The organism is Sorangium sp. So ce590, from assembly GCF_051521365.1.
Lineage (GTDB): Bacteria > Myxococcota_A > Polyangia > Polyangiales > Polyangiaceae > Sorangium.
Map to the genome: position 1 here is coordinate 1,908,074 of NZ_CP150346.1, position 20,278 is coordinate 1,928,351.

11 protein-coding genes are annotated in these 20,278 nt (G+C 73.1%); 5 read left to right on the forward strand and 6 right to left on the reverse strand.

Going from position 1 to position 20,278, the window contains the following annotated elements:
• Positions 1 to 16: 16 nt before the first annotated feature.
• A complete protein-coding gene (locus tag WMF28_RS07130) occupies positions 17 to 1,270 on the reverse strand; it encodes an efflux RND transporter periplasmic adaptor subunit (protein WP_437601327.1) in 1,254 nt (417 codons plus the stop codon).
• Positions 1,267 to 4,449, reverse strand: coding sequence for an efflux RND transporter permease subunit (locus WMF28_RS07135; RefSeq protein ID WP_437601329.1), 3,183 nt, complete (start codon positions 4,447 to 4,449; stop codon positions 1,267 to 1,269). Before WMF28_RS07135 ends, WMF28_RS07130 begins: the two co-directional genes overlap by 4 nt.
• Positions 4,450 to 4,575: 126 nt before the next feature.
• Here WMF28_RS07135 and WMF28_RS07140 point away from each other — a divergent pair, with 126 nt between their 5' ends.
• Positions 4,576 to 5,553, forward strand: a complete 978-nt coding sequence (locus WMF28_RS07140) for a LysR substrate-binding domain-containing protein (RefSeq protein WP_437601330.1) — start codon at positions 4,576 to 4,578, stop codon at positions 5,551 to 5,553.
• A gap of 48 nt (positions 5,554 to 5,601) precedes the next feature.
• Here WMF28_RS07140 and WMF28_RS07145 read toward each other — a convergent pair whose 3' ends face one another.
• The 3 genes from WMF28_RS07145 to WMF28_RS07155 all read right to left on the reverse strand — a co-directional run bounded on the left by WMF28_RS07145 (position 5,602) and on the right by WMF28_RS07155 (position 9,035).
• The gene (locus WMF28_RS07145; protein WP_437601332.1) at positions 5,602 to 5,895 is read right to left on the reverse strand and encodes a hypothetical protein; all 294 of its coding nucleotides are present in this window, start codon (positions 5,893 to 5,895) and stop codon (positions 5,602 to 5,604) included.
• A gap of 139 nt (positions 5,896 to 6,034) precedes the next feature.
• The gene (locus WMF28_RS07150) at positions 6,035 to 8,164 is read right to left on the reverse strand and encodes a substrate-binding domain-containing protein (RefSeq protein WP_437601333.1); all 2,130 of its coding nucleotides are present in this window, start codon (positions 8,162 to 8,164) and stop codon (positions 6,035 to 6,037) included.
• 262 nt (positions 8,165 to 8,426) lie between these two features.
• On the reverse strand, positions 8,427 to 9,035 hold the full coding sequence (locus tag WMF28_RS07155) for a hypothetical protein (RefSeq protein WP_437601334.1): 609 nt from the start codon (positions 9,033 to 9,035) through the stop codon (positions 8,427 to 8,429).
• 20 nt (positions 9,036 to 9,055) lie between these two features.
• Here WMF28_RS07155 and WMF28_RS07160 point away from each other — a divergent pair, with 20 nt between their 5' ends.
• Positions 9,056 to 10,858 (forward strand): hypothetical protein, encoded by a 1,803-nt coding sequence (locus WMF28_RS07160; protein WP_437601335.1) that lies wholly within the window; start codon positions 9,056 to 9,058, stop codon positions 10,856 to 10,858.
• Positions 10,859 to 11,169: 311 nt separating this feature from the next.
• Here the strand turns inward: WMF28_RS07160 and WMF28_RS07165 are convergent, their stop codons facing one another.
• The gene (locus WMF28_RS07165) at positions 11,170 to 16,113 is read right to left on the reverse strand and encodes a sigma 54-interacting transcriptional regulator (protein WP_437601336.1); all 4,944 of its coding nucleotides are present in this window, start codon (positions 16,111 to 16,113) and stop codon (positions 11,170 to 11,172) included.
• Positions 16,114 to 16,224: 111 nt separating this feature from the next.
• Here WMF28_RS07165 and WMF28_RS07170 point away from each other — a divergent pair, with 111 nt between their 5' ends.
• The 3 genes from WMF28_RS07170 to WMF28_RS07180 all read left to right on the forward strand — a co-directional run bounded on the left by WMF28_RS07170 (position 16,225) and on the right by WMF28_RS07180 (position 20,238).
• Positions 16,225 to 16,956, forward strand: coding sequence for a hypothetical protein (locus WMF28_RS07170; RefSeq protein WP_437601337.1), 732 nt, complete (start codon positions 16,225 to 16,227; stop codon positions 16,954 to 16,956).
• Positions 16,957 to 17,060: 104 nt separating this feature from the next.
• Positions 17,061 to 17,738 (forward strand): hypothetical protein, encoded by a 678-nt coding sequence (locus WMF28_RS07175; RefSeq protein WP_437601338.1) that lies wholly within the window; start codon positions 17,061 to 17,063, stop codon positions 17,736 to 17,738.
• A gap of 379 nt (positions 17,739 to 18,117) precedes the next feature.
• A complete protein-coding gene (locus tag WMF28_RS07180) occupies positions 18,118 to 20,238 on the forward strand; it encodes a substrate-binding domain-containing protein (RefSeq protein WP_437601339.1) in 2,121 nt (706 codons plus the stop codon).
• Positions 20,239 to 20,278 lie beyond the last annotated feature (40 nt).

A 20,278-nucleotide genomic window follows, 5' to 3' on the forward strand; every position in this document is an offset into this window, starting at 1 on the left:
AGCCCCTCCCGGGGCGTCACGGCACGACCTCGACCGCCATCCCGTCGGTCAGCTCCGCGCTCGCGAGCTTCACGATGCGCTCGCTCCCGTCGAGCCCCGTCGACACGTGGATCGTCGCGCCCGTGTCGCGCCCGACGGTGATGGGCGCGAAGCGGATCTTGCCCCCGGCCTCCACGACGGCCACGCGGAGCCCCTTGGCGTCGTTGTAGAGCGCCGTCGCCGGGATCTCGAGCACGCGGTGCGGCGTGGACAAGGTCAGCGCGACCTCGGCGTACATGCCCGCGAGGAGCCGCCCGTCAGGGTTCGGCACCCGCACCTCCGTGTTCATCGTCCGCGTCGCCGCGTCGAGCGCGCCGGCCGTGCGCGCGATCGTGCCCTGGAACGGCTGCGCCGCGAACTCGCGCACCGTGACCTTCGCGGGCGCGTCGACCCGCACGCTGGGCGCGACGTCCTGCGGGACGCCCACGAAGACGCGCACGGGGTCGGTCGCGGCGATCCGGAAGAGCGGCGTCCCGTTGCCCGCGGTGACCAGCGCCCCGCGCTCGATCGTCCGCGAGGTGACCGTCCCCGCGAACGGCGCGACGATCTTCGCGAACTTCTTGAGATCCAGGAGGCGCTGGATGCTCGCCTTCTGCGCGGTGATCGCCGCCTGCGCCACGGTGACGCCCGCCTCGGCGACGTGCGCCTGCCCCTGCCGCTCCTCGAGCTCCTCCTGCGGCGCCACCCCCGCGGGGACGAGCTGCTCGTAGCGCTTCACGCTCGACCGCGACAGGTCGCGGCTCGCCTGCGCCTGCACGAGGCCTGCGCTCGCCTGAACGAGCTGCGCGCGGGCCTGCGCGAGCTCCTGATCGAGCTCGGGCGTGTCGATCTCGGCGAGGACCTGCCCCTCCTCGACCCTGTCGCCGAGGTCCACGGCCCACCTCCGCACGTAGCCGCTCACGCGCGGGTAGACGACCGTCTCCTCGAGGGGCTGGATGCTCCCCGGCAGGGCGAGCGCCCTGTCGCTCGACACAGGCTGCGGCGCGACGACCACGACGCGCGGGGCGGCGCCCTCGGTGGCCCGCACGCCCTCCTCGAGCGCCGCGCGGGCGCTCCGGCGGGGCAGGTAGGCCGCGGCGAACGCGGCCCCGAGCACGACGACGAGGCCCACGCCGAGGGCGACGCCGCGCGTCCGTGTCATCGCGGCGGGCGGCGGCAGATCGAAGCCGAGATCGTCGGCGGGAGGGCCCGGGGGCGGAGCGGGGGCAAGAGCAGGGTCGGGGGGGCTCATAGGTCCTCTGCGAGCAGGTCTCGGGCCGGGGCCTTGTTCCGGAGGAGGCTGTACATCACCGGCACGAAGAAGAGCGTGCTCAGCGTCGCGACGAGCAGGCCGCCGATGACCGCGCGGCCCAGCGGGGCGTTCTGCTCGCCGCCCTCGCCGACGCCGAGCGACATGGGCAGCATGCCGAAGATCATCGCGAGCGCCGTCATGAGCACCGGCCGCAGGCGCGTCATGCCCGCGGCGAGCGCCGCGGTGCCCGCGTCGCGGCCCAGCTTGCGCTGCTCGTTCGCGAACGTCACGACGAGGATGCTGTTGGCCGTGGCGACGCCGACGCACATGATCGACCCCATGAGCGCGGGCACGCTCAGCGTCGTGTGCGTCACGAAGAGCATCCACGCGATGCCCGCCACCGCGCCCGGGAGCGCCATCAGGATGATCAGCGGGTCGAGCCACGACTGGAAGTTGACGACCATCAGCAGGTAGACGAGCACGACCGCGAAGAGGAGCCCGTAGCCGAGCCCGGTGAACGAGGAGTCCATGCTCTCCGCCTGCCCCTTGATGGTCACCTTGGTCCCGCGCGGCATCTCGGGCCTGAGCTCGTCGACGACGCGCGCGACCGCGCCCGCGACCGAGCCGAGGTCGGTGCCGTCGACGTTCGCCTGGACGTCGAACGTCCTCGCGACGTTGTAGTGGGTGATGTTCGCCGGCCCTGTCGTGCGCGACAGCGACGCGACGTTCGACAGGAGCTGGGGGCGGCCGTCGCCGCTCGACAGCGGCGTCGCGTTCAGGTCGTCGATGGAGCCGATCGCGTACTGGGGCGTCTGCACGGCGACGAGGTACTGCACGCCGCGCTTGTCGAGCCAGTAGGTCGGCGACGTCTGCCCGCTCGACGAGAGCGAGACCAGGACGTCGCTCGCCACGTCGCGCTGGGTGAGCCCCATCTGGTCGGCCATGGTGCGGTCGACGTCGATGCGGAGCTGCGGCCTCGCCGGCACCTGCGCGAGGTGGACGTCGACCGCGCCGGGGATCTTCTCCATGCGGTCGGCGATCCGCAGCGCGACCGCGTAGGTCTCGTCCTCCTTGCCGATCGGGCCCACGACCTGGACGTTGATCGGCGCCGCGAGGCCGAAGTTCAGCACCTGCGTCGAGATGTCGGGGGCGAGGAAGAAGAACGTCGACTCGGGGTACGTCGCGTTGAGCTTCGCGCGGAGCTTCCGGACATAGTCGGCGGTCGGCTGGTGGTGCTCCTCGAGCGCGATGAAGATCTGCCCGTCGGCCGACGAGATCTGCGCGCCCTCGCTCAGCGACAGGTTGATGCCGCTCGCCGGGATCCCGAGGTTGTCGAGCATCGTGCGGATCTCGCCCGGCGGGATCACCTCGCGGATGGTCTCCTGGATCTGGGCGAAGCGCCGCTCGCTCTCCTCGAGGCGGGTGCCCGCCGGGCCGCGCACGTGGAGCTTGATGAGCCCGGCGTCGACGGTCGGGAAGAAGTCGCGGCCGAGGAGCGGGATCAGCGCGACCGAGGCGGCGACGAACACAAGGAACGCCCCGACGAACCCGGCGCGGTGCGCGAGCGCCCACGCGAGCCACCCGCCGTACGCCGCCCGCAGCCGGTCGAAGGCGCGGTTGAACGCGGCGAAGACGCGCCCGAAGAGGCTCTTCGCGTTCGCCGTCCCCTCCGGGCCATGGCCGCTGGCGTGCTCCGCCGCCTCGCGCTCGAGCAACAGGCGTACGAGGGTCGGGACGAGCGTCCGCGACAGGAAGTACGACATGAGCATGGCGAAGACGACCGCCATGGCCATCGGCACGAAGAGCGACTTCGCGGCGCCGGTGATGAAGACCACCGGCACGAAGACGATGCAGATGCAGAGGGTGGAGACGAGCGCCGGGAGGGCGATCTCCTGCGCCCCGTCGACGATGGCCCGGATGAACGGCTTCCGCTGCCCCAGGTGGCGGTGGATGTTCTCGATGGACACGGTCGCGTCGTCGACGAGGATGCCGACCGCGAGCGCCATCCCGCCGAGCGTCATCACGTTGAGCGTGTGGCCCAGGGCGTTGAGGGCGATGATCGAGACGAGGATCGAGAGCGGGATGCTGAGGACGACGATGAGCGTGCTGCGCCAGCTCCCGAGGAACAGCAGGATCATGAGCGCGGTGAGCCCCGCGGCGATGAGCGCCTCGTGCACGACCCCGTCGACCGCCGCGCGCACGAACACCGACTGATCGAAGAGCAGCGAGACCTTGAGCTCCTTCGGGAGCTTCTCCAGCGTGGCCGGCAGCATCGCGTGGATGCGCGAGGTGACGTCGAGCGTGCTCGCGCTCCCGTTCTTGAGGATGCTCAGGAGCACGCTGCGCTTGCCCTCCACGTGCACCATGTTCGTCTGCGGCGCGTTCCCGTCGCGGACGCTCGCGACGTCGCGGAGGTACACGGTCGTCCCGTTGACGGTCTTGAGCGGCAGCTTGCCGAGGTCCTCGAAGGCCTCGGGGCTGCTGTTCATGAGGACGGGGTACTCGTTCTCCCCCATCTTCGCCGTGCCGGAGGGCAGGATGACGTTCTGCAGCCCGAGCGCGGCGTTCACGTCGCGCGGCGACAGCCCCCAGGCGAAGAGGCGCTGCGGGTCGATGTCGACCATGATCTGGCGCTGCTTGCCGCCGTAGGGCCAGGGGATCTGCGTGCCCCGGATCGTGGCGATGTCGGCGCGGATGAAGTTGACCGCGTAATCGAAGAGCTGCTGCTCGCTCAGCGACTCGCTCTCGAGCGCGGCCTGGAGGATGGGCACGCTCGAGGCGCTGTAACGGATGATGAGCGGCGGGCTGATGCCGGGCGGCATCATGCGGATGGCGGTCTGCGAGACCGCCGTGACCTGCGCGGTGGCGGCCTCGATGCTGGCGCCCGGCTGGAGGAAGATCTTGATGATCGCGATGCCGGTGAGCGACTGGCTCTCGATGTGGTCGATGTCGTTGACCGTGGTCGTCAGGAAGCGCTCGTAGTTGTTGACGATGCGCTTCTCCATCTCCTCGGGAGGGAGGCCGCCGTAGTTGAAGATGACGGACAGGACCGGGATGTCGATGTCGGGGAAGATGTCCGTCGGCATCCGGGTGATGGTGAACACGCCCAGGATGACGATGAGCATCGACATCACGATGAACGTGTACGTGCGTTGCAGCGCGATCCGGACGAGCCACATGGGCCATTTCCCGTCCCCCGCCGGAGCGCCCCGGCCGGGGCGGCGCCCGGAGGGCAGGCGTCGCATTTAGGGTGCCCCTGACGTTCGTCCAATCTATTATTTCGTATCACACGATACCTTCAAGGTATGGATCTGCGCCACCTCCGGTACTTCACGGCCGTCGCCGAGGAGCGGCATTTCGGCCGCGCGGCGCAGCGGCTCGGCATCGCCCAGCCCCCGCTGAGCCGGCAAATCCAGGATCTCGAGTCCGAGCTCGGGTTCTCGCTCTTCGATCGCTCGCGGCGGCGGGTGGAGCTGACGCCGGCGGGCGCGGTCTTCCTCGCCCACGTCCGGCGGGTCTTCGACGCGCTCGAGCTCGCGGTGCACGAGGCCAGGCGCGCGAGCGTCGGCGAGACCGGGCGCCTCGTGGTCGGGTACCTGTCGTCGCTCGCCTACAGCGGCATCACCGAGCTGGTCCGCGCCTTTCGCACGGACTTCCCGTCGGTGGAGCTCGCGCTCCGCGAGATGCCACCGCAGGAGCAGATCGACGCGCTCAAGGACGGGCGCATCGACGTCGGGTTCGTGCGGGCGCCGCTCAACGACGCCCGGCTCGCCTCCGAGTGCGTCCGCCGCGAGTCGCTCCTGGTCGCCCTGCCGGCGGATCACCCGCTCGCGGGGCACAAGCGCATCCCGCTCGAGCTCCTGTCGCACGAGCCGTTCGTCGTGTTCCCGCGCCAGCGCGGGTCGGCCTTCTTCGACCTGGTGATGGGGCTCTGCCGCGAGGCGGGCTTCTCTCCGCGCATCGTGCAGGAGGCGCTGCACCTCGACATCCTGAGCCTCGTGGCGGCGGGCTTCGGCGTCTCTATCCTACCGGAATCCATCAAGAATATCCGACGCAGAGGGCTCGCGCTGCGGCCGATCGTGGGCGCGCCGTCGACGGTCCTCCTCGTCGCGTGGCGCGCCGACGACGCCTCGCCCACGCTCGGGCAGTTCCTCTCGTTCGTGCGGCGGGTGGGCGTCAGTCGGAGCAAGCCGCGCGCGCCGCGCCGCGCACCCGGCGAAGGCGAGCGCGGCGCGCGGGCCCGCGGGGCAGGGGCGGCGGAGCCAGACGTGGAGGCGTCGTAGAGGAGCCGAGCGCGCGCCTGCCGTTCGGATCCCGACGGCGGGGTGAGCTCATCGGGCTTGCAAGCAGCTCTCGACTTTCTGTTCGAACGAGTCGCAGACTGCCAAGCATACATCGATGGAACGCAGGCAACAGCCGTCGGCTGTACACTGCCCAGCGCGCCCTGTGAACCCGCCGTTGCACCGGACGACCCAGAAGGGGCAATCGTCGGTGGTGCTGCACTCGATGGGATCCTCGTCGCACTCACCGCCTCCGCACCCGCTGGTGCTGGTGACGAGCACGCCGACGTGCATCGCGACGGCCGCGAGCGCTGTCGCGGCGGACAGACGTACAAGGTTCGACATGGCTTGCTCCTCCGGAGGCAGCCTCCTCTACCCGGCGCGATCAGGTCAACGACAATGTGGACCCATGCACGGCGAGGTCAGCGCCGGTCCGCTGCGCAGGCGGCCGCTCCGGGAGCGCCGGACGCTGCCGGGCGGCGGCTCAGGCATGTGGCATCCGTGGTCCGGTGATCGGCTGTCGCCTGCGGCGCAGCGCCGAGAGCGCGCTGGCGACGGTCGGGTAAAGCGTCATCCCCTCGAGGTCGATGCCGAGCTGGGTGAACTCCTGCGCGACCTGCGGCCGCATCCCCACGACGATGACCTCGGCGCCGAGCAGGAGGGCGGCGCGGGTCGTCTTCCTCAGCGACGCTGCGACCTGCATGTCGGCGAAGGGCACGCCGGTGATATCCATCAGCAACACCTCGGCTTCCTGGCGGCTGAGCTCCGCGAGCACCACCTCGAGCACGTGGCTCGCGCGCTCCAGATCGATGGCCCCGACGAGCGGCACGAGCAGCACCCCCTTGTCGAGCGGGATGACCGGGCACCCGAGCCGGCGCACGGCGTCGGCGAGGGCGCGCTCGCGCTCGTAGGCGGCGCGCGTCTGCTTCTCCTGCTCGATCAGCGACTCGATGAGCGACGCGCGCTCGAATGTCGCGGTGAGCATCGCCACCCACATGTCCATGTCCCGGTGATCCAGCCCGAGCGGGCTGCTCACCGGAGCGCAGATGGCCAGGACGCCGCGATCCTCGCCCTGGCTGCGGAGCGGGATGAGCCGGATGACGTGGTCGCCGTCGACCTGGACGGCGGCAGGCAGCCAGCCGCCGCGCGGGAACTCCGCCGTCGCAATGCGCGTGTCCGCCGCCGGCGAGGCGATCGGCGTGCCGGGGCAGGAGCTCTCGACGATCCGCAGCATGGGACCGGCGTCCCCGGGCTCTTCCCACACGGCGAGGCAGCCCCAGCTCATCTGCACCGCGGAGAGCCAGCTCAGCTTGCTCCCGCCGTTGTCGGCGTGCTCCAAGAGCGTCTCCCGGACAACGAGGTTGATGTCGAGGAGGCTGTTCAGGTAATCGGCGCGGGTCGCTTCGATCGCCACCCGGCCTTCCATCATGTCGTGGCGGGCCCTCCGGATGTACCCCGTGACGCGCCGCTTCGCGGCGGCGTCCCCGGCGCCGCGGAGCATCGACTGGCCCGCTTGCTCCAGCCGGTCGATGATCGCCAGGAGCAGGTCGATATGGGGCATCTGCTCCGCGGCCTCCCGCCATGCCCGCTCCAGCGCCGCCGGAGGGGGGCCTGGCCTCCCCTGGACGGCCGCCTCGAGCCCGAGGACCACGTCCGTCACGCCAGGCCAGGTATCGGTCGGCGGCGCGCTCCGGTCGGGCGCCGACGAGAAGGTGGCGAGAGCGACAAGCTCGCGAGCGAGCGTGTCGGCCTGGTCCGCGGCGCCCTCGGCCGACGCGGGCGCCTCGGGCTGCTCCGGGGCGGGCGAGCAGCCGCACGAGCGGCGCACGACAAGGAGCGTCGGCGCGATGTGCCCCGCGCTCGGGACATCCCGTCCAGCGAGGAGATCGATGAGCAGCTGGGCGGCCGTCCTGCCGATCCAGTCGAAGCGCTGGCGGACCGTGGTCAGCGGCGGAGAGGTGTACCTGGCCGCCTCGATGTCGTCGAACCCGACGAGGGCGAGGTCCTCGGGGACGCGGACGCCCGCCTCGGAGAGCGCGTCGATGGCCCCGAGCGCCCCCTGGTCGGTGGCCACGAACATCGCGGTGCAGGACATGCCCGATTCGACGAGGCGTTGCGCGGCGAACCGCCCGCTCACCCTCTCGTTGTTCGGGAGCTCGAAGACGAGGGCGGGATCGAACGGGATCCCGCGCTCCTCGAGCGCATCGCGGTACGCCTGGAAGCGCTGCCGGATATCCTCGTGCGCCATGTTGCCCGCGAAGACGATCCGCCTGTGCCCGTGCTCGATCAGGTGACGCACGGCCGCCAGGGCGCCGCCGTGGTTGTCGGGCAGGACGTACGGGCAGCGCCCGTCCCTGGAGCGCGCGCTGAGGGTCACGACCGGCCGGCCGTCGTCGAGGAAGAGCTCGATGTCCGTCGGATCGATCAGGGCGATCCACCCGTCGATCTGGTCCCGCGCGAGCTTCAGCCGGTGAACGTCTCGCGGCGACGACTTGACGGCGATCACGCGATATCCGGAGCGCCCTGCGGCCGACTGGATACCGCCGAGCACCTCGCAGAAATACGTGCCCCAGATGTCGTGGCACATGAGGCCGATGGCTCTATCGAGCGACATGGTGGCAGAATCCTCGGTTGTCCCCAGCACCGGCATTCCGCCGCGCCGCCGTCATAAACAGGTACGTTTAGCATGGAACGCGCGCGTGCGTCATGCCGGTCGGCGGCGGGTAGTGCTCACATTTGCCCGGAGAGAGTTCACATGAAGGCGGGAAGATCATTGAGCTTTTCTTCCCGCCTTCCGGCCTTCCCGCCTTCCCGCCTTCATGTTGAAATTTGAGCACTACCCGGCAGCGGGATCACAGCGGAGACGTGACCGGGGCTCACGCGCCGTGCGGCGAGCGTTGCTCGGGGTCGCCCGTGAACGGGAATGCCTGCTGCTCGAGGGGCACCCGCCCCTTGCGCTTCGGCCGGCGCGGCGGCGCCCCGACGTCCGGCTCGGCCGGCGCTGCCTCGGTCCGCTCGGCGCAGCGCGGGCAGAGCGCCGACAGGAGCCCGTCCGGCTCCGGCGCGGCGGCGGGCCGGGGCGGAGCGGGCGGCTCCGGCGCCGCCTCGGGCACCGATGGCTCGACCGGCTCCGGCTCGGCCCTCTCCAGCTCGGCGCGGCCGCGCGCGTGCTCGGCGGTGACCAGGGCGCGGAGGGCGCGGGCGGCGGCCCGGTGCTCGGCGGCGGCCCGGCGCAGGCGCGCGACGAGCTCGATCGCGGCGCGCGGCGGCGCGTGGAAGCGGGCGCGCTCGCGGTGCGCGCAGCTGTCGTGCGCGCCGCCGCTGCTGCCGCAGTCGATGCAGATCCGATCGAGCGAGGGCGGCCCTCCTGCGGCGGAGAACGCCTCGTCCGCCGCGGTGTCGTCGGGTGGGATCGCGTCGACGGGCTCGTCGTCGTCGGGCGGCAGCTCTTCGACGACGACGGCGGCGGCCTTGCGGGAGCGCATGCCTGTCGGCTAGCAGATGGATGAACGAATGTACAGTGCGGGCCGCCTGGCTCCACGAGCGCGTGACCGCCGGCGCCGCCGCGGCGCTGCGTCCGGCGCGGAGCCGGCGTGATAGCCTCTCGCCAATGATCCTCCCGTTCGCGCAGAAGCGCGCGCTGGCCCGGCCAGCCCGAAGTGTCCGGCTCGCGCGCGCAGCCTGCCTCGCGGGCGCGGCCGCCGCCTGCCTCGCGCTCGGCTGCCAGGGGATCCTCGGCATTCACGATGTCTCGCGCGACGGCGCCGGGGGCGCCGGGGGCAACGGCGCCGGCGGTGACGGCGGTGATGGCGGCGCCGCGTCAGGCGAAGGTGGGAGCGGCGGCGGGCCTGCGTCCGGCAGCGGGGGCGGGATGCCCCAGGCGGGCTTCTCGATCGCGCTCGACCCGGCGGCGACGCGCGTGGTGCGCGGCGGCTCGGCGGACCTCACGGTCACCGTCACGCGATCGAGCGACTTCGCGGGTGAGGTCGAGCTCTCGCTGGCGGATCTGCCGGGCGGGGTCACGGCGGGCCCGGTCGTGGTCCCGGGCGACGAGACCACCGGCGTGCTCACGCTGGCCGCGGATCCGCTCGCCACGGTCGGCGGCGCCGCGCCCTCGCTCGTGGCCAGCGCGCCCGGGCTGGAGGACCGTGTGGCGCCGGTCGCTCTCCTCGTCGCCGACCCGCCGGGGACGCTCGACCAGTCGTTCGATGGAGATGGAATCGCCACCAGCGGGACGGCCCACGAGGCGCGCGCCGTCGTCGTCCAGGAGGACGGCAGGATCGTCGTCGCCGGGGTCGACGGAGACACCTGGGGGCTCGCGCGCTTCCTGCCGAGCGGCGCGCTGGATCCCGAGTTCGGCACAGGCGGCCTCGTCGTCGGCCAGGAGGGATCGGTCGCGTCGCTGGCGCTCCAGCCGGATGGGCGCATCCTGGCGGTGGGGACGCGGAACGCCCAGCTCTCGGTCGTCCGGTTCAACGCGAGCGGCGGCGTCGATCAGGCCTTCGGGGCGAGCGGGGTCGCGAGGCTCGATCCTGGCTGGATCAGCGGCTCGGAGGGGTTCGACGTCGCGGTCCAGAGCGACGGCGCGATCATCGCTGTCGGCGTCGGGATCTCGGGCAACCGCGGCATCGTCGTGAGGTTCTCGCCCACGGGCGACGCCGACAGGGCGTTCGGCGGCTCGGGCATCTTCTCGCTGGACGAGCGCCCGCTGCACTCCGTCGCGCTCGCCGCGGACGACAACATCATCGTCGGAGGGACGGAGCGGCCCCAGGGCCCCGCCTTCCTGGCGGCGCGGCTCGATCGCGACGGGGTGCTCGATGCGGGCTTCGGAACGGGCGGCATCGCCTACCTCGATCGGACACCGTACAACGATACAGATCTCGCCCTCGGGAGCGACGGCAAGCCGGTCCTCGTGGGCTATGCGCTCGACGGCGTGAACGAGTGGACATTCGCGCGGTTCAACGCGGACGGCTCGGCGGACTCGACGTTCGGCGGGAGCGGCCTTGTGCGCGGGAGCGCGGGTGACGCGCACTATGTCCGAGGCCGGGGCGTCGCTCTCCAGGCGGATGGCAAGATCCTCGGCGCGGTCGCAGGGGGCACCGTGGCCTCGGGCATCACGGCCTCGATCCTCCGGCTCCTGCCGGACGGCACGCGGGATGTCGGGTTCGGCGCCTCGGGCGCCGTCGTGCTGAACGACCATCCGGAGACCAACCACCTCTACGCCGTCGCCGTCCAGCGCGACGGTCGCATCGTGGCGGTGGGGAAGCGGTCGAGCCTGGGGCTCATGGTGGTGCGCGTCTGGGATTGAAGGGTACGATGCACCTCGATCGCTGCGTCGACGACGACCTTGGCTATCTGATTCTCGGTCATTCTCTCCGCCTCTTTGCGCTTTTGCGTCTTTGCGTTGAAATCCGAGATTCTCGACGACATCAGCTGCAGGCACGATGAGGCACCCAGCGCTCTGACAAGCTGCGGTTTGACGCCCTCCGTCGACGTGACTTCATGGCCAGCTCGTGGCTTCGCGAAGCGAGGAGCTCGCGAGGAGGATGAGAGCGACGCGGGGCTCGGTCCTTCAAAGCTTCTTCCGGGATGCGATACGATCGCGCGACGTGCCGGCGCTCATTCCCGGCGCAGCAGCCCGTGCCGGGCGAGCTTCCGGTACAGCGTCGTCCTCGGGATCCCGAGGCTCCGCGACACCTCGCACACGTTCCAGCGGGCGAGATCGAGCGCGGCGCGGATCCGCTCCGCCTCGGCGCCCCGGTAGTCCGCGCGCGACCGGGATCGCGGCGCGGGCGCCGCCGCCGGCAGCTGGAGGTCGGCCGGGCCGATCTCGGGGCCCGGCGCGAGCACGCACGCGCGCGAGAGGACGTTCTCGAGCTGCCTCACGTTGCCGGGCCAGCCGTACGACATGAGCCGTCGGAGCGCCCCCCGCGACAGCCGGAAGGCCGGGCGGCCCTGGCGCGCCGCGAGCTTCTCGACGATCGCCTGCGCGATCGCCGGGATGTCGTCCGGCCGCTCGCGGAGCGGCGGCAAGCGGATCTCGATGACGCTGACCCGGTAGTAGAGATCCTCGCGAAAGCGCCCCCGGGCGACCTCCTCCCGCAGATCCCGGTTCGTCGCGCAGACGACCCGCACGTCGGCGACCGAGAGGCTCCGGTCCGACCCCACCGGGCGGATCGAGCGCTCCTGGAGCGCGCGGAGCAGCTTCGCCTGCACGCCGACCGGCATCTCCCCGAGCTCGTCGAGGAACAGCGTGCCGCCCCGCGCCGACGGGAACAGGCCGCCGTGATCCCGGACGGCGCCGGTGAAGGCGCCCTTCACGTGGCCGAAGAGCTCCGACTCGAGCAGCGCCTCGGGCAGCGCGGCGCAGCTCACCGCCACGAACGGCCCCTCCCGCCGGGGCCCGCCCGCGTGGATGGCGCGCGCGACGAGCTCCTTGCCCGTGCCGCTCTCGCCCGTCACCGTCACCGTCACGTCGCTCTCCGCCACGCGCTCGCAGAGCGCGAGCACGGCGCGCATCGGGGCGCTCCTCCCCGCGATCTCCGGGAAATCGCGGCGCGCGTCCGCGCGGGTCCGCTCGAGCTCGTGCGAGAGCCGCTCGATCTCGTCGGCCTGCGAGCGCATGAGCTCCGCGACCCGGCGCTGCTCCTCCTCCAGGGCCCGGGTGCGGTCCCTGAGCTCGGCCATCAGCCTGCCGTTGTGCAGCGCGACAGCGATCTGGTCCGCGAAGGCGCCGAGTAGATCCGCGTCGCCCTCCGCGAACTTGCCGCGCTGGAACCGGTTGTCGAGGTAGACGGCGCCGAGCACCGCGCCGTGCGCGCGGATCGGCACGCACACGATCGACCGGAGCCGCAGGGCGTGCACCGACGCGTTGCCGTGGAACCGCTCGTCGGCCAGCGCGTCGACCGTGAGCACCGCCTCCCCGCGCTCGACCACCCGCTTGGCGATCCCGTGGCTGAACTTGAGCTGGCTCTTGCCGACGCGCTCGCGGTCGAGGTTCCGCGCGACAGCGACCTCGAGCCTGGCCTTCCCTCGGTCGTCCGGCGAGGACGGGCGCGACGCGAGGATCACGAACCCCCGCTCGGCGCCGGTCAGCTCGATGGCCGCGTCCATGGCGAGGCGGAGCACCTCCTCCGCGTCGAGCGTCGAGCTCAGGCGCCGGTTGATCTCGAGGAGCCTCAGCACGAGCTCCATGCGGGCGCTGCCCGCGCTCGCCACCCGCGCGGGCCCGCCGCGGAGCGCGGCCCGCCGGGGGTGCCGCCAGAAGGCCTCGGCGAGCTCCGCCGGGAGCGTGCTCCCGATGCGCTCCCAGCACTCGATCGCGGCCGTGCGGTGCCGCTCGGCCAGCGCCGCCGCCGCCCTGCGGCCGAGCACCTCGGCGGACACCTCCTCGTGCTTCGCGTGGAGCTCGAGCTGCGCCACCTGCGCCACGAGGCCCGCGCCCCGCTGCACCTCCCTCAGGGCCGCGTCCGCGTCGCCGAGGGCCAGCGCGAGCTCCGCGCCCGCCGTCGCGTGGCGCAGCGCGAGGTCCGCCGCGTCGGTCTCACGGAGCAGCGCCGCGGCCTCGGCCAGCCGGTCGCCCGCCGCGGCCCTGTCCTGCGCCGCGAGCGCGACCTCGGCGGCGTGGATCGTCGCCTCGCACGCCTCGCGCTTCGATCCGCGCGCCGCGTGGCCGGCGCGGGCCTGAGCGAGCAGCCGCGCCGCCTCGCCGAGCGCGCCGCGCGCGGCGGCGATCTCGGCGGCGAGCCCGAGCGCCGCCGCGGCGATCTCGTCGGGGACCTTCGCGCCCTCGAGCGCGCGCGGCGCGCGCAGGCGCGCGACGCCGAGCTCGGCCCGCTCGAGGAGGCCGACGTCCGCGTGGATCTTGGCGAGGTTGAAGCGCAGGGTCGCCTCGGTCCGCTCCTTGGCGAAGGCGATCGCCGCCCGCAGCCCGCGCTCGTAGCAGCGCAGCGCCGCGCCCCAGTCGCCGAGCTGGTGCCGCGCCGTCCCCAGGTTCAGCGCGGCGGTCGCGAGCAGGTCGCCGAGGCCCTCCGCCTCGGCCAGGTCGAGCGCCTCCTGGAACCCGCGCGCCGCGAGGGCCGCGTCCCCGGCGCGGTAGGCGTGGAGCGCATGGTAGCTGAGCGTCCGGGCGCGGGCGCGGGGCGAGCCCGACGCGGGCCGCAGCGCGACGGCGCGCGCGAGGCTCCGGAGCGCGCCCTCCTGGTCGCCCAGGTACCCGAGCGCGAGGCCCAGCGTCTCGGCGAGCTCGGCGGCGGACGAGGCGTCGGCGAGGCCCGGCGCGAGGGCGCCGTCGAGCTCGCCCGCCGCGAGCGCGTCGCGCGCCTCGCGCCGGGCCTCGTCGTAGCGGCCGAGGCGCAGCAGGCAGCGCGCCGAGAGGCTCGCGAGCCGCGCGCCCGGCGGCCCGGGCGAGAGCGTCCTCGCGCGCTCGAGCTGCCCGAGCGCCCGCTCGACCTTGCCGAGCTTCTCGTAGCAGCGCGCCGCCCGGTACGAGAGCTCGGCGCCGACGTCGGCCGGCGGCCGGGCGCGCCTCGCCCGCGCGAGCAGCGAGAGCGCGCGCCTCGGGTCGCCGGCCGCCTCGAGCGCGGACGCCGCGGCCACGAGCGTCCGCGGCGCTGGCAGGACCTCGCAGGCGGCGTCCGCCGCGCGCACCCAGGCGCGCGGCGCCCACTCGAACATCGGCTCGGACGCGGCGAGCGCCCGCCGCGCCGCCTCGTGATCGCCCGCCAGGACGAGCGCCCTCGCCCGGTCCGCGGCGCGCCGGCTGCGGAGCGCCGGGGCGAGCGCCGCCTCGCCCTCGCCGGCGAGGTGGTCCGCCATCGCCCGCGCGACCTCGCGCACGGCGCCCGCGTCGAGCCAGGGCAGCAGCGCCCGCGCCTGTCCGGGCTGGCCGAGGCGGAACCCCTCGCCGTCGAGCCGCGCGAGCCCCGCGGCCTCGAGCGCGTCGAGCGCCGCGCGCCCCACGCCGAGCGCCGCGGCGGCCTCGGGCCCGAGCGGGTCCGCGACCGCGAGCGCCGCGAGCGCGCGCGCCTCCGCGGGGGCGAGGGCGTTGAGGCGCCGGCGCCAGAGCTCCGGGGTGCCCGTCGTGGTCACGCACCGATCGAGCTCCGCCTCGCTCAGGCTGCGCTGCCCCAGGGCGGCGCAGATCTCCTTGAGCGCGCGCGGGCGGCCGCCGCTCGCCCGCAGGAGATCCGACACGCGCGCCGCCGTGGCCAGGGGCGCCGTCCACACCCGGACCGCCGCCTCGCCGAGCGGGCCGAGCGGCAGCTCGACGACCGCGCCGCCAGCCACGTCGAGCCGCTCGGCGGAGGCGACGAGCCAGAGGAGGGCGTCGGTCGGCTCGGCCGACCGCACGAGCGCCTCGAGCAGCGCCCGGTCGGGCGCGCCCAGGCGGTCGGCGTCGTCGATGGCGAGCACGAGCGGTCCGCGCGGCGCAAACGGCGCCTTCGGTAAATTCGCTGTGAGCGCAATTTTCTTCGTGTGCAGAACGTTGGCCGGCCGCCCGGCCCCCGCGAGCTCGCTGCGGGCGCCGAGCAGCGCGTCGACGCCGGCCGGGAGCGCGGGGCGGCCGAGCGCGCGGAGCAGCAGCGCGCGGAGCGGATCCTCGCCGCGGGGCGCGCCCTCGAAGACGGGCGCGCTGAGCTGCGCGCGCCACTTCAGCTCGCGGAACAGCCGCGACTTGCCGGCGCCCTCCTCGCCCGTGATCACCACGGCGCGCGGCCCGCGCTCGCCGCGGAGCAGCGCCGCGAGCGCCGCGCCGAACGCCTCGACCTCGCGCTCCCGGCCCACGATCTCGCCCGGCTCGCTCACGACGGCGGGCGCGCGCCGCGGCACGCCGCCGGCGGAGAGGGCCTCCAGGACCTCCTCGACGCCGGAGGGCCGGCTGCCCGGATCCTCCGCGGTGAGCCGCCCGGCGAGGCGGCGCAGGGCGACGGGCGGCGCCCCGGAGAGGAGCGGGAACAGGGCCTCGAGCGTCCGCCCCACCGCGAAGAGATCCGAGCGCGCGCTCGGTGGGGCCCCCCGGAGGAGCTCGGGCGCGAAGTACCGCGCCGTGCCCGAGAGCTCCCCCGCCTCGGCGCGCATCCGCCGCGCCGCGCTGAGGTCGATGAGCACGCCCGCGCCGTCGTCCCGCACGAGCACGTTCTCGGGCTTGAAGTCGCCGTGGACGATGCCCGCGCCGTGAAGCCACCCGAGCGCGTCGAGCGCGTCGAGCAGGACGGGCAGGGCCGCGCCGAAGGCCTGTCCGCCGGTGTGCTCGGCCAGCGTCCGGCCCCGGATGAGCTCCGCCGTTGTGTACGTGAGCGGCGCGCCGCCGCACGTCGTCCGGGCGAAGTCGTACGCGCGCGGGAGGCGCGGGTGCGCGCAGGCCGAGAGCAGCGAGAACTCCCGCCGGAACGCCTCGGTCGCGCCCGCGGAGTCGAAGCGCAGCGACTTCAGCGCGACGTCGCGATCGAAGAGCCGATCGCGCGCCTCGACCACCGAGCCGAGCCCGCCTCGCCCGAGCGCGCGCACGACGTCGTAGCGGCCGTCGACCACGGCGCCTGGCGCAAGGCCGTCATGTACCATCGGTACAAGATGGTACAGAATGGTACAACAATCGGCCAGAATTCCCGCGATTTGCCCCGCGAACGCGCTGGCACGGCCGTTGAAAAGGACGTTGAACAGGATGTCGAGACGATGAACCGCGTTCGACGGGATGGAGGCCTGATGCGCTGGCTCGCGGTTCTTCTCGTTGCCTGTGTCGCCGGGTGCGGGGTGAACCCCATCCCGGAGCCGCCCTCCGCGCCGGCGCTCGCCGGGGACCTCGTCGGCGCGTTCTGCGACGGGTGCGACGGCGCGCCGGTGGAGCTGGAGCTCGCCGGCGGGCCCGGGAGCGTGAAGGACGCCGAGCTCGTCTGGGCGGTGAACCTCGACGGCGCCGGGCCGCCGGTGGTCGCGCCGGTCGCGGACGACGGGAGCTTCGCGCTTCAGATCGGCGCCGTCCGAGGGGACGAGCTGCGCGTCCAGGCGCGGCGCGGCGCGGCCCGCTCCGAGCCGGCGGATCTCGTCGTCGAGAGCGGCGTCCTCGAGCGCGCGCCCCGCCCGCTCGCCGACTGCTTCCAGGTCGAGCCGGAGCTCGCCTTGCCCGCGACCGCCGCCGGCGCGGCGGTGAGCCGCGCCCTCCGGCTCGTGCACACCTGCGCCGCGCCGCTCGCGATCGACGCGATCGCGCTGCGCGCGCCGGCGCCCGGGGTCCTCCTGGAGGGAGCGACGGCGCCCGTGGTCCTCGAGGCCGGGGAGGCCACCGAGGTCCGCGTCGTGTTCCAGCCGGTCGAGGACGCCGCGCGCGAGGAGGTGCTGCTCGTCGAGGTCTCTTCTCCGGAGGTCTCCCGGCGGGCGGTGACGCTCTTCGCCCGCGACGCTCCCTGAACCCGGCCCGAGCTCTCGCTCCTCCCCGGGGGCCCGAGGTGGGCCCCGAGGGGGAGGTGCATCTTCACGGATCAACCCTCTCGAAGAAAGAACTGGAGACGAACATGCGACTCTATGCCTTGTTGTTCCTTGCGGCCTCCTCGATCGTCGGACAGCTCGGGTGCGGCCCCTCGCCGGGCGGCGGCGGCGGGAGCTGCCCGGATCCGCAGGATCCCGACGTTCATTACGTGTCTCGCGAGCCGGAGTGCCCCGGCGTTGATTTCGCCTGTGGGCCAGAGCAGAAGCCGTTCTCCGTCGAGTGCGGGTGCGGTTGTATCGGCCCTGCGCCGCAGGCCTGCCCGGATCCGAGCGACCCGAAGGTCCTCTATGTCTCTCACGACCCGAGAGAGTGCGCCGTCATCGACTTCGATTGCTCGCCGCCGGACAGGTTCTTCTCCAATGAGTGCGGGTGCGGCTGCATCAGCCCTGAGCCGGCGGCTTGCCCGGACCCGAGCGATCCGAGCGTCCGCTACGTGTCGCACGATATCGAGGAGTGCCACCTCATCGACTTCTACTGCGCGGAGGGACAGACGCTCTTCTATGACGAGTGCGGGTGCGGCTGCATCAGCCCCGAGCCGGAGGCTTGTCCGGACCCGGGCGATCCGGACGTGCGCTATGTCTCCAAAGATCCGATGGAGTGCATGCTCCTCGACTTCGCCTGCTCGCGGCCGGAGACGCTCTTCTCCGGCGAGTGCGGGTGCGGCTGCATCGGCCCGCAGCTCCCTGTCGGCCACGCTCGCTGAGGCGCGCGACCCCACCCGCGCTCAGCCGTCTTGACAGAGGCGCCTTGACAGAGGCGCCTTGACGGAGGCGCTCGCGCGGACGGCCGGCGGCCCTGCCCGGCGAGATCGCCGTGCCCTGATGAGCCCCTCCGCCGGCCTCGCGCTCTGCGTGGGGCTCCCCACGAGCCAACGAGCCATGGTCAGCGCGCCCACGACGTCGCGCAGAAGCCTCGGTAAAATCGACCGTCCTGGCGTGGCCGTGCAGGATTATTTACATGCGCGCACCGGGGAGCGTCGCGCCGGATCGAGCGGCCCCGGGCCTGGCGCCGAAGTTCTCCAGTTGCTTCGTCAAGGTCGGTGATAGGCTCGCCCGTCGGATACGGGGGAGGACACGACCGGGATGAGCGAGAGGCATGTCGACCAGCGGACACGGGATGTGATCGGGGTCGCGGCGGTCTTCATCGACAACTCCTTCAACGCCGGGGCATTCGCTGGCATGCACCGCGCCGCGCGAGAGCGCGGCTACGAGCTCCTCCTGATGTACGGGCCGCCTCGGGCCGTGATCGAGCGCGGGGTGGGCCTCGACCGGGTGGCCGGGTGGATCGCGATGTACACGATTGACGGCCTGGAGGAGCTGATCTCCGACGGAAGGCCGGCAGTGATCTTCTGCGCGCCTGCGCTCGGCTCGCGCTGTCCGGTCGTGCGGGCCGAGAACCACGGCTCGATCCACCGGATGGTCGATCACCTCGTCGGCCTCGGCCACCGCCGGATCGCTTACATCGGCAAGTCGTCATCCGGCGACTTCATCGAGCGGGGCGCGGCGTTCGATGAGGCGCTCCGCGCGCGCGGGCTCGACACCGATCTCAACCTGCTCTCCGACTTCGACGAGTGCACGATCTTCTACACCGAGCAGCGCTTGCGCGGGGTTCTCGAGCGCGACGGCAAGTTCTGCACCGCGCTGGTGGCGGGAAACGACGAGATGGCGATAGGCGCCATCAACGCGATCCAGGCGCACGGCTACCGCGTGCCCGAGGACATCGCGGTGGTGGGGTTCGACGATATCACCGCCGCGCAGCACTGCGACCCGCCGCTGACCACGATGCGGCAGAACCCCGAGCTCCTCGGGAGCATGGCCGTGCAGCGGCTCGCCGATCTGCTCGAGGGCCGTGCTCTGGATCGGCTCGTGACCCGCATCCCCGCCGAGCTGGTGCTGCGGCGCTCGTGCGGCGGCGGCGCCGCGTGGGACGCCGCGCTGCACGCGGGGCCGGTCGGGCCCACCGACGACTGGCGGCGAGGCCTCTGCCGGCAGCTGAACGACGTGCTCGCGGGGGGGATGCCGTCGCCGCTCGAAGAGGCCCCCCTCGTCTGGCCGGAGGTCGAGGGGGTCGTGCGGAGCCTCGACGCGGCGCTGACCGGGGCGGAGCTGCCGGACGTGACGGCGCTCGAGCGCGCGTTCGGCGCCGCGGTCGCGTACAGCGACAGGATCGAGGTCCTCCTCGCGATCGTGAAGCGGATCGAGCGGGCCGCCGCGCAGCAGCTCGCCCTCGCTCCGGGGCCGGACGCCGCGCTCCGGGTGGCGACCTTCCTCGATCGGGCGCGCCTCGCCCAGCAGCGGGCGCTCGCGGCGTGGGAGCGCCGCAGCGTGCAGAGCCTCGAGCGGCTGGTCCGCGTCAACATGGAGACGAGCATGCTCCTCGCGTCGAAGCAGGCATGGCTCGAGGATCGCCTGGGGTGGCTGCGACATACCTCGATGCGCGTGGCGTGCCTGGCGCTCCCGGCGGCGCATCCTGGCCCGGGCGGGCCCGAGCTCGTCATCGACAGCCTGAGCGCCGTCGGGCCGGGCCATCAGGCGCTCGCGGGGCAGCGGGTTCCGGCGGGCGTCTTCCCGCCGCCGGCGCTGTTCGAGGCCGCCTCGCCGGACGAGCCGAACGGTTACCTCGTGCTGATCCCGATCGTGAACGGGCGGCGCGACTGGGGGACGCTGGTGCTCGGCGGGCTGAGCACCGAGAGCTTCGCGGACAACCTCCAGCCGGTGAGCATGTGGACCCTGCTGCTCACGGCGGCGTTCGAGCGTTACGAGCTGGAGACCGCGCTGCAGGCGGAGCGCGACATGCTGGCCGCCGCCTACGAGCGGGAGCGCGCGCTGTCGAGCACGGTGCGGGAGCTCGGCTGTCCGGTCATCCCGCTCTTGCCCGGGGTGCTCCTGATCTCGCTGATAGGCGCGATCGGCGCGTCGAGGGCGCAGCAGATCCTGGAGGCGGTGCTCGCGGGCGTCTCGCGCGAGGGGGCCCGGTGGGTGGTGCTCGACGTGACCGGGGTCCCGCTCGTGGACGCGGCGACCGCGGGGTCGCTGGTGCAGACGGCGCAGGCGACGCGGCTGCTCGGAGCGCGCGTGTGCCTGGTCGGCGTGGGACCCACGATGGCGCAGCGCATGATCGCCCTCGGGATCGAGCTGAAGGGTATATCCATCTTCCAGTCGCTGGCCGCCGCGATAAGCCACCTGACGGGGCGCTCTGGCTGACCGATGTTCCCGGACGCGTCGTCGACAGGGGGGGTAGGCT